Consider the following 6,436-nt stretch of genomic DNA (forward strand, 5'->3'; position numbering starts at 1 on the left):
CTCCTCGTTCACGGCGATGCGGATCGCCTGGAAGGAGCGCGTGGCCGGATGCACCTTGGCGCCGCGCCGGCCGCCCAGGGTCTTCTCGATGAATTCGGCCAGCTCCAGGGTGCGGCTGAAGGGCTGCTCGTCGCGGCGGCGCGCGATGGCGCGAGCGATCCGGCGGCTCTCGCGCTCCTCACCATAGACATAGAGGATCCGGGCGATCTCTTCCGGCTCGGCCTCGTTGACGAGATCGGCGGCCGTCGGTCCGTCGGTGGCCATGCGCATATCGAGCGGGCCGTCGCGCATGAAGGAAAAGCCGCGCTCAGCCTCGTCGAGCTGCATGGACGAAACGCCGATGTCGAGCACGACGCCGTCCACCGCACCCTCGCCGGTCTCTTCGTCCAGCTCGGAGAAACGGCGCTCCACCAGGCGGAAACGGTCGGCAGGCAGGCCGTCGGCGAATTTCCGGGCGCTGGGGTCGCGGTCGAAGGCGATGACCGCGGCGCCGCCGCCCAGCAGGGCGCGGCTGTAGCCGCCGGCGCCGAAGGTTCCGTCCACCAGGGTCTTGCCCGCAGCGGGCTGCATCGCATCCACGACCTCGTTCAGCAGGACGGGAATATGCGGTGCGTTCATAGGGCCGCGCTCAGCTTGGCGGCGCGCTGCTGCGCCCGCATGGTCGCTAGGCCCTCGCGGGCGATGTCGCGCTGGGCGGCGCGGTGCGCCTGGAAGGCCTCGCGGCTCCAGATCTGGAAGCGGTCGCCGAGACCCACCACCACCACCCAGTCGGTCAGGCCGAACTGGTCGCAGAGCACCTCCGGCAGGGTGATCCGGCCCGCGGTGTCGTAGGAAAGCTGGGCCATGCCGCCCAGGACTGAGACCTCAAGGGCGCTGCGGATCGGGTCGCCGAACTCCAGTTCCTCGATCACGCCCAGGTAACGGTCGAACAGGGATTTTCCGCCACCCTCGATGCAGTCGGCTTCGATGGAGGGGAAGCAGAACACGCCGTCGAACGGCCCCGCGGTCTGGGCGCGGAAGTCCTGCGGCACGACGATGCGCCGCTTTCCATCCAGCTGTTTCTCGAAGGTCGAGAGAAACACCGCCACGCCCCAAGACTGAGCGACCCCACCAGCCGCTCTCCGCCTCGCCTGCCACCGGCCCGCCCCTACGGCCCAGGATGGTTAGCGAAGTACGAATGGGGTAACATGGGATGAATTGGGAGTAAATGACTCCAATTGACCTTTTGTTAGAGAAACCAAGGCTTCACGCCCAAGTATGGTTAATCAGATATTGTTATCCCCAGAACATACAGCGAACTTTCGCCACAACTGTTAACGAACTGGGCCGTAGACCTGTGGACGGAGTCATTCCGTCCCAGCGCCGGATGCGGGAAGATGGACCAGACGGCCTGTAAGCCGGGTTCTGTGCCGCCCCGGGCCGAAACCCAGAACGCGACGATCATTCCTCTGGACCGCCCCTCGCGGGACGGTTCTCGCGACCTACCCGGACCGCCCAGGCCTACGACAGCCCTGCCCTCCTTGCGGAGAGCGCACGGTCCCTATTCGGTCTTGCTCCTGGCGGGGCTTGCCATGCCGTCCCTGTTACCAGGCACGCGGTGGGCTCTTACCCCACCCTTTCACCCTTCCCACTCCTAAGAGCGGAGGTTTGCTTTCTGTGGCGCTATCCCTGGGGTCGCCCCCGGCGGGCGTTACCCGCCGCCATGTCGTGGTGGAGCCCGGACTTTCCTCGACCCCCTTGCGGAGACCGCGATCGCCCGGCCGTCTGGTCCGGGGCGGAACCTGATCGGTCGGGCGAGGCAGGTCAAGTTCGGGGCGCCGGGGCTGCGGGGATCGGGCAGACCCGGCGTCTCAACCGTAGTCACATCAGCTCTGGATATGACGATGGATGCGGTTTTCCTGATGGTTCAGGCGCTTGACCTGCACCGGGGTCAGGTGGCCGCTGGTCTTCACGTCGCGGGCGATGCGGCGGTCGGCGGCCAGCAGGCGATGAGCCTTCATCGGGCTGATCTTGCCGGCGCGCTGTTCGGCGCGGATTTCCTGCTTCTGGGCGTGAACGCGGGCGAGGACCTCGCGCTTGGCCGGCTGCAGGGGCTGGGCGTCGGCCGTCGCGGCCGCGGCGCCGAAGCCGACGACGCCCAGTGTGAGGACGAGGACGGTGCGTTTGAAGTTCATGACGAGGTTCCTTTTACTCTCTTAAGCCGCTTGCGCGTCGGAGGACCGGCGCCAAGTGTCATGAGATTGAACCTCGTCCTCTGAACGGCCTCTGAGATGCGGCCGGGCTCGCCGTTCAGGCTCCGGGCGGAATTGTGGCGGCCATCAGGACGGCGATGGGAAGGTCGCCCAGGGCGGCGATCACGCCGGCGCGTTCGGCCGCGGTCTTGTTCTGGCCGAGCTTGGTCGTACCCTCCAGCCGCTCCACCGTCAGCCGCGCGCCGATGATCGCACGGGCCATGGCCTCGAAGCGGCCCGGCGACATCTTGGCCCGGGTCCAGGGCCGCTTGGGCGCCAGGCGGGCTTCTTCCTGTGCCGACAGGTCGTCGAGCAGGGCCACGAGCCCCGCGCCGTCCATGGCCGTCACCGGTCCCTCGGCCTCGACGGTCACGTAGTTCCAGGTCGGCACCTGGTCGGCAGTCCCGTACCAGTCGGGGCTGATGTAGGAATCGGCCGCGAGGCTGATGGCCACCGCGCGGAAACCTTGCGCCAGGGCCGGCGCCAGCAGGTTGCTCCGCGCCAGGTGGAAGTCGAGCGCCAGGCCGCCGGCCAGCCGGCGGACGACCACCGGCGCATGCGCGATCGCCAGGCGCCCATCCGGCGCGGCGGCGAGGGTGACGAAGGGATGCCGGGCCAAGTGGGCCAGCATCTGCTCGGCCTCGCCCTCGTGGAACGTCGCGGCGGGATGCATCAGCTGGCCAACCTCAGAAGCGCGATCAGCTGGGCGCGGGTGGCGCCGTCGGCGACCCCGTCGACCTGACCCTGGCGCCAATGCCGCTGGAAGGCGGTGACCACGGCCTTGGTCGCTGCGTCGAACTTGCCGGAGGGCGGCAGGTCGTAGCCCAGGCGCGTCAGGCCGGCCTGCAGGGCGAAGACCTCGACGCCCTCGGCGCCTTCGGCCAGCGGTTTGCCGGGCGCGGGCGGCGCCTCGACCCACAGGCCGTGGCCCGCCTCGGCTATCCGCTTCCAGGGGAACAGTTCGCCAGGGTCATCCTTGCGGTCGGGGGCGACGTCGGAGTGGCCGACGATGCGGTCGTCGCCGATCATCCAGCGGGTGCGGATATCGCCCACCAGGGCGATCACCGCGGCGACCTGCGCGTCGGGGAACCGGCGGTAGCCCCACTCGTGACCCGGATTGACGATCTCCACGCCGATGGAGACGCCGTTGATGTTGCGATCGCCCTTCCAGTAGGAGACGCCCGCGTGCCACGCGCGCCGCTCCTCCGGAACCAGGCGGAAGATCCGCCCGTCCTCCTCGACCATGTAGTGCGACGAGACCTTGGCGACGGGATCGCGCAGGCGGTCCAACGCCTCGGGCCCGGTCTTCATGCCGGTATAGTGCAGCACCAGGATCTCCGGCGGCGCGGTTCGCGCGTCGAAGTTGGGGCTGGGCGCCTCTATGAAGCTCAAGGACATGGGAGGCTCAGGGTCATTGGGCGCGGTTCCGGATGGCGAGCAGCAGCGGCATGACGTGGTTCCTCCGCGCCGCGATGATCAGGACGCCGGTGAGCGCGATCAGCGAGCCCAGGGCCATCCGCGGCCCGAACGGATCGTGGAAGATCGCGACGCCAAGGGCAATCGTCGCCAGCGGCGTCATCAGCGTCAGCGGCGAGATCAGGTTCGCCTCATAGCGGCCGATCAGGAAATAATAGACCGTGTGGGCTCCCACCGAGACCACCAGGCCGGAATAAAGCACCGCCGCCAGGAACGGCCAGCCGCCGGCGAGCCCGGTCTGGAGCTGCCCCGGCTCCAGAGCGGCCGACAGCGCCGCCAGCGGCCAGACCGACGCGAAACCGACCCAGGCCTGGAACTGCAGCGGCTGCACGCCTTCGATCTGCTTCATCATCACCGCGCCCAGCGAGCCGGCCGCCGCCGAAGCGACCACATACATCAGTCCCAGCGAGATCGAGAACCCGTGCGGGTCCCACATCACCGCCATGGCGCCGGCGAAGGTGAGCGCGATGCCGAGCCCGCGACGCCAGTGGATCTTCTCGCCCAGCATGACCATCGACAGCAGCGTGGTGATTGGCACACCCAGCTGGCCGATGACCGCCGCGGCCGACGGCGTCGAGGTTGTCAGGCCGACGAACAGCAGGGCGAAATTGCCGCCACCCATCAGCAGGGCCACCACCACCAGCCGCCAGCGGGGCCGCGGCATCGGCAGCAGCCAGGGCAGCGTCGCCAGCGCCACCACTGCGAACCGCATCGCCGCATAGAACAGCGGCGGCACGCCCAGATGGCTCACCACAAACTTCGAGACGATGTTGTTCGAGGCCCAGACCAGGCAGACCAGCGCAAGGAGGCCAAAGTCGCGGAGGGACATGGGTCCCGCTTAGTGCGCGTTGGCCCTGGGGTCACCCCTCGGCGGGATCGGGCGCCGCGACCTTGGCCCGCGTGAAGCGCAGCGACGAGTGGGTTGGCGAAAAGGCCACCACCTTGTTGTCGATCAGGCCCTTGGCCTTGGCGGCCTCGATGACTTCGGCGCCCTTGACGATCGCGGACTTGCCCTTGGCGGAGACGACCCACAGCGCGCCCTTGTCGGCCAGCATGGGGACGAGCGCGTCGATGCGGGCAAGCGCCTCGGCGCTGTCGGCGGCGTAGAACAGGATGTCGAGGTTGCCGAGCTCGGCGACCGGGACCGCGCCTTGCTCGGCCAGCTCGGCGCTCAGGGTCGGATCCTTCACGCCCATGACGGCGACGCGCATGCCGCCCTTCACGCCGATCTTGTCCATCCGGCTCTTGGTGCTGACAACGGCCATTCAGATCTCCGCTCAACCCTGCCGGCCGCGTGGCCGGACAAGGGCGAGCGGTGGCCTATAGCACTAAGCAGCCTGTCCCAAGCTCAGGAACTCGTAGCGGGCCAGATGATGGTCGGTGCTCCCGAACGCGCTCTCGATCATGGTGGCGCGCTTGAAGTAGTGGCCGATGGCCATCTCGTCGGTCATGCCCATGCCGCCGTGCAGCTGGATGGCGTTCTGGCCGACGAACTTGCAGGCCTTGCCGATCTGCACTTTGGCGGCGGCGGCGGCCTTGGACCGCTCGTGGTCTTCCGAGAGCTTCACGGTGGCCATGTAGGTCATCGAGACCGACTGCTCGACCTGGATGAACATGTCGACCATCCGGTGCTGCAGCACCTGGAAGGCCGAGATCGGCTGGCCGAACTGTTTGCGCTGGCGGGTGTACTCCAGCGTGCCTTCGTGCAGCTTGGCGAGCACGCCGCAGGCCTCGGCGCAGGTGGCGACGATCGCCTCGTCCACGACCTTTTCGATCAGCGGCAGGGCGTGGCCCTCGGGTCCCACCAGGGCCTCGGCGCCGACCTTCACGTTTTCCAGGATGACTTCGGAGGCGCGGAAGCCGTCCACGGTCGGATAGTCGCGGGTGGTGACGCCGGCCGCGCCCTTCTCGACGATGAAGACGCTGATCCCCTCGGCGTCGCGCTGGCCGCCGGCGGTGCGGGCGGTGACGATCAGGTGGGTGGCGTAAGGCGCGCCGATGACCACGGCTTTTTGGCCGTTCAGCACCCAGGATCCGCCGTCCTTCTTGGCCGTGGTCTTCAGGTCCGCCAGGTTGTAGCGACCCTGCGGCTCGGCATAGGCGAAGGCGAAGATCGCCTCGCCGGCGATGATCTGGCCGATCAGGGTCTCCGCGCCGACATAGCCGGAGTGCTTCAGGAACCCGCCGCCGATCACGACGGTCCCCAGATAGGGCTCGACCACCAGCGCCTTGCCCATCTCCTGCATGACGATCAGGTTCTCGACCGGCCCGCCGCCCAACCCGCCCAGTTCTTCGGCGAATGGCGCGCCCAAGATGCCCAGTTCCTCTGCGAACGCCTTCCAGATCGCCGGGCTCCAATGCGGCTCCTTGGCCAGCTGCGCGCGCCGCTGGTCGAACGAATAGTGGTCCGCCAGATAACTCGCGACCGTGTCGCGCAGCATCGACTGCTCATCGGTGAAGTTGAAGTCCATCAGTCGATCCTGGGTGTTGGTGACTTGGGTTCTTGGCTCGGCGAGAGGGTCTAGAGTCCCAGCACCATCTTGGCGATGATGTTGCGCTGGATCTCGTTGGAGCCGCCGTAGATCGAGGTCTTGCGGCCGTTGAACATGTCGCCGGCCAGGCCCTGGGCGTAGTCCGGTCCGACGCCAGCGTTGTGGCCGAGGTCGCGCAGGAACGGGGCGCCGTAGTGGCCTACCGCCTCCAGCGCCAGCTCCTGCAGCCGCTGCTGG

The 6,436-nt window shown here is 68.0% G+C and carries 8 protein-coding genes, 1 other RNA gene and 1 pseudogene; all 10 read right to left on the reverse strand.

Annotation, left to right across the window (positions count from 1 at the left end; translation table 11 throughout):
• Positions 1-618 (reverse strand): 16S rRNA (cytosine(1402)-N(4))-methyltransferase RsmH (rsmH, locus tag E8A12_RS12060; protein WP_293368996.1); only part of this gene is annotated, 618 nt, incomplete at its 3' end.
• Entirely contained in the window at positions 615-1,082 is a 468-nt protein-coding gene (locus E8A12_RS12065) for a division/cell wall cluster transcriptional repressor MraZ (protein ID WP_293369008.1), read from the reverse strand. The genes rsmH and E8A12_RS12065, both read right to left, overlap by 4 nt.
• A gap of 295 nt (positions 1,083-1,377) precedes the next feature.
• An RNA gene (gene rnpB / locus E8A12_RS12070) (RNase P RNA component class A) lies at positions 1,378-1,768 on the reverse strand.
• A gap of 97 nt (positions 1,769-1,865) precedes the next feature.
• Positions 1,866-2,174: a hypothetical protein gene (locus E8A12_RS12075; protein WP_293368998.1), complete on the reverse strand. Its 309-nt coding sequence runs from the start codon at positions 2,172-2,174 to the stop codon at positions 1,866-1,868.
• 115 nt (positions 2,175-2,289) lie between these two features.
• Complete coding sequence (locus tag E8A12_RS12080) at positions 2,290-2,904, reverse strand: FMN-binding negative transcriptional regulator (RefSeq protein ID WP_293368999.1); 615 nt, start codon at positions 2,902-2,904, stop codon at positions 2,290-2,292.
• Complete coding sequence (locus E8A12_RS12085) at positions 2,904-3,629, reverse strand: N-acetylmuramoyl-L-alanine amidase (protein ID WP_293369001.1); 726 nt, start codon at positions 3,627-3,629, stop codon at positions 2,904-2,906. Before E8A12_RS12085 ends, E8A12_RS12080 begins: the two co-directional genes overlap by 1 nt.
• A gap of 13 nt (positions 3,630-3,642) precedes the next feature.
• Positions 3,643-4,536 carry a DMT family transporter gene (locus tag E8A12_RS12090; RefSeq protein WP_293369003.1) on the reverse strand — a complete coding sequence of 298 codons (894 nt, stop codon included), beginning with the start codon at positions 4,534-4,536 and terminating at the stop codon, positions 3,643-3,645.
• A gap of 31 nt (positions 4,537-4,567) precedes the next feature.
• Complete coding sequence (locus E8A12_RS12095) at positions 4,568-4,972, reverse strand: hypothetical protein (RefSeq protein WP_293369005.1); 405 nt, start codon at positions 4,970-4,972, stop codon at positions 4,568-4,570.
• Positions 4,973-5,035: 63 nt separating this feature from the next.
• Complete coding sequence (locus E8A12_RS12100; RefSeq protein ID WP_293369006.1) at positions 5,036-6,178, reverse strand: acyl-CoA dehydrogenase family protein; 1,143 nt, start codon at positions 6,176-6,178, stop codon at positions 5,036-5,038.
• A 50-nt stretch (positions 6,179-6,228) separates the two neighbouring features.
• Positions 6,229-6,436 (reverse strand): annotated as a pseudogene (locus E8A12_RS12105) (pimeloyl-CoA dehydrogenase large subunit); the annotation flags it as partial.

The organism is Phenylobacterium sp., from assembly GCF_004799395.1.
GTDB lineage: Bacteria > Pseudomonadota > Alphaproteobacteria > Caulobacterales > Caulobacteraceae > Phenylobacterium.

What these genes read in the sequence shown, in the direction of transcription:
- E8A12_RS12090 (WP_293369003.1), bottom strand. Translation starts at nt 4,536, where the DNA reads ATGTCCCTCCGCGACTTTGGCCTCCTTGCGCTGGTCTGCCTGGTCTGG.
- E8A12_RS12075 (WP_293368998.1), bottom strand. Translation starts at nt 2,174, where the DNA reads ATGAACTTCAAACGCACCGTCCTCGTCCTCACACTGGGCGTCGTCGGC.
- E8A12_RS12080 (WP_293368999.1), bottom strand. Translation starts at nt 2,904, where the DNA reads ATGCATCCCGCCGCGACGTTCCACGAGGGCGAGGCCGAGCAGATGCTG.
- E8A12_RS12085 (WP_293369001.1), bottom strand. Translation starts at nt 3,629, where the DNA reads ATGTCCTTGAGCTTCATAGAGGCGCCCAGCCCCAACTTCGACGCGCGA.
- E8A12_RS12095 (WP_293369005.1), bottom strand. Translation starts at nt 4,972, where the DNA reads ATGGCCGTTGTCAGCACCAAGAGCCGGATGGACAAGATCGGCGTGAAG.
- E8A12_RS12100 (WP_293369006.1), bottom strand. Translation starts at nt 6,178, where the DNA reads ATGGACTTCAACTTCACCGATGAGCAGTCGATGCTGCGCGACACGGTC.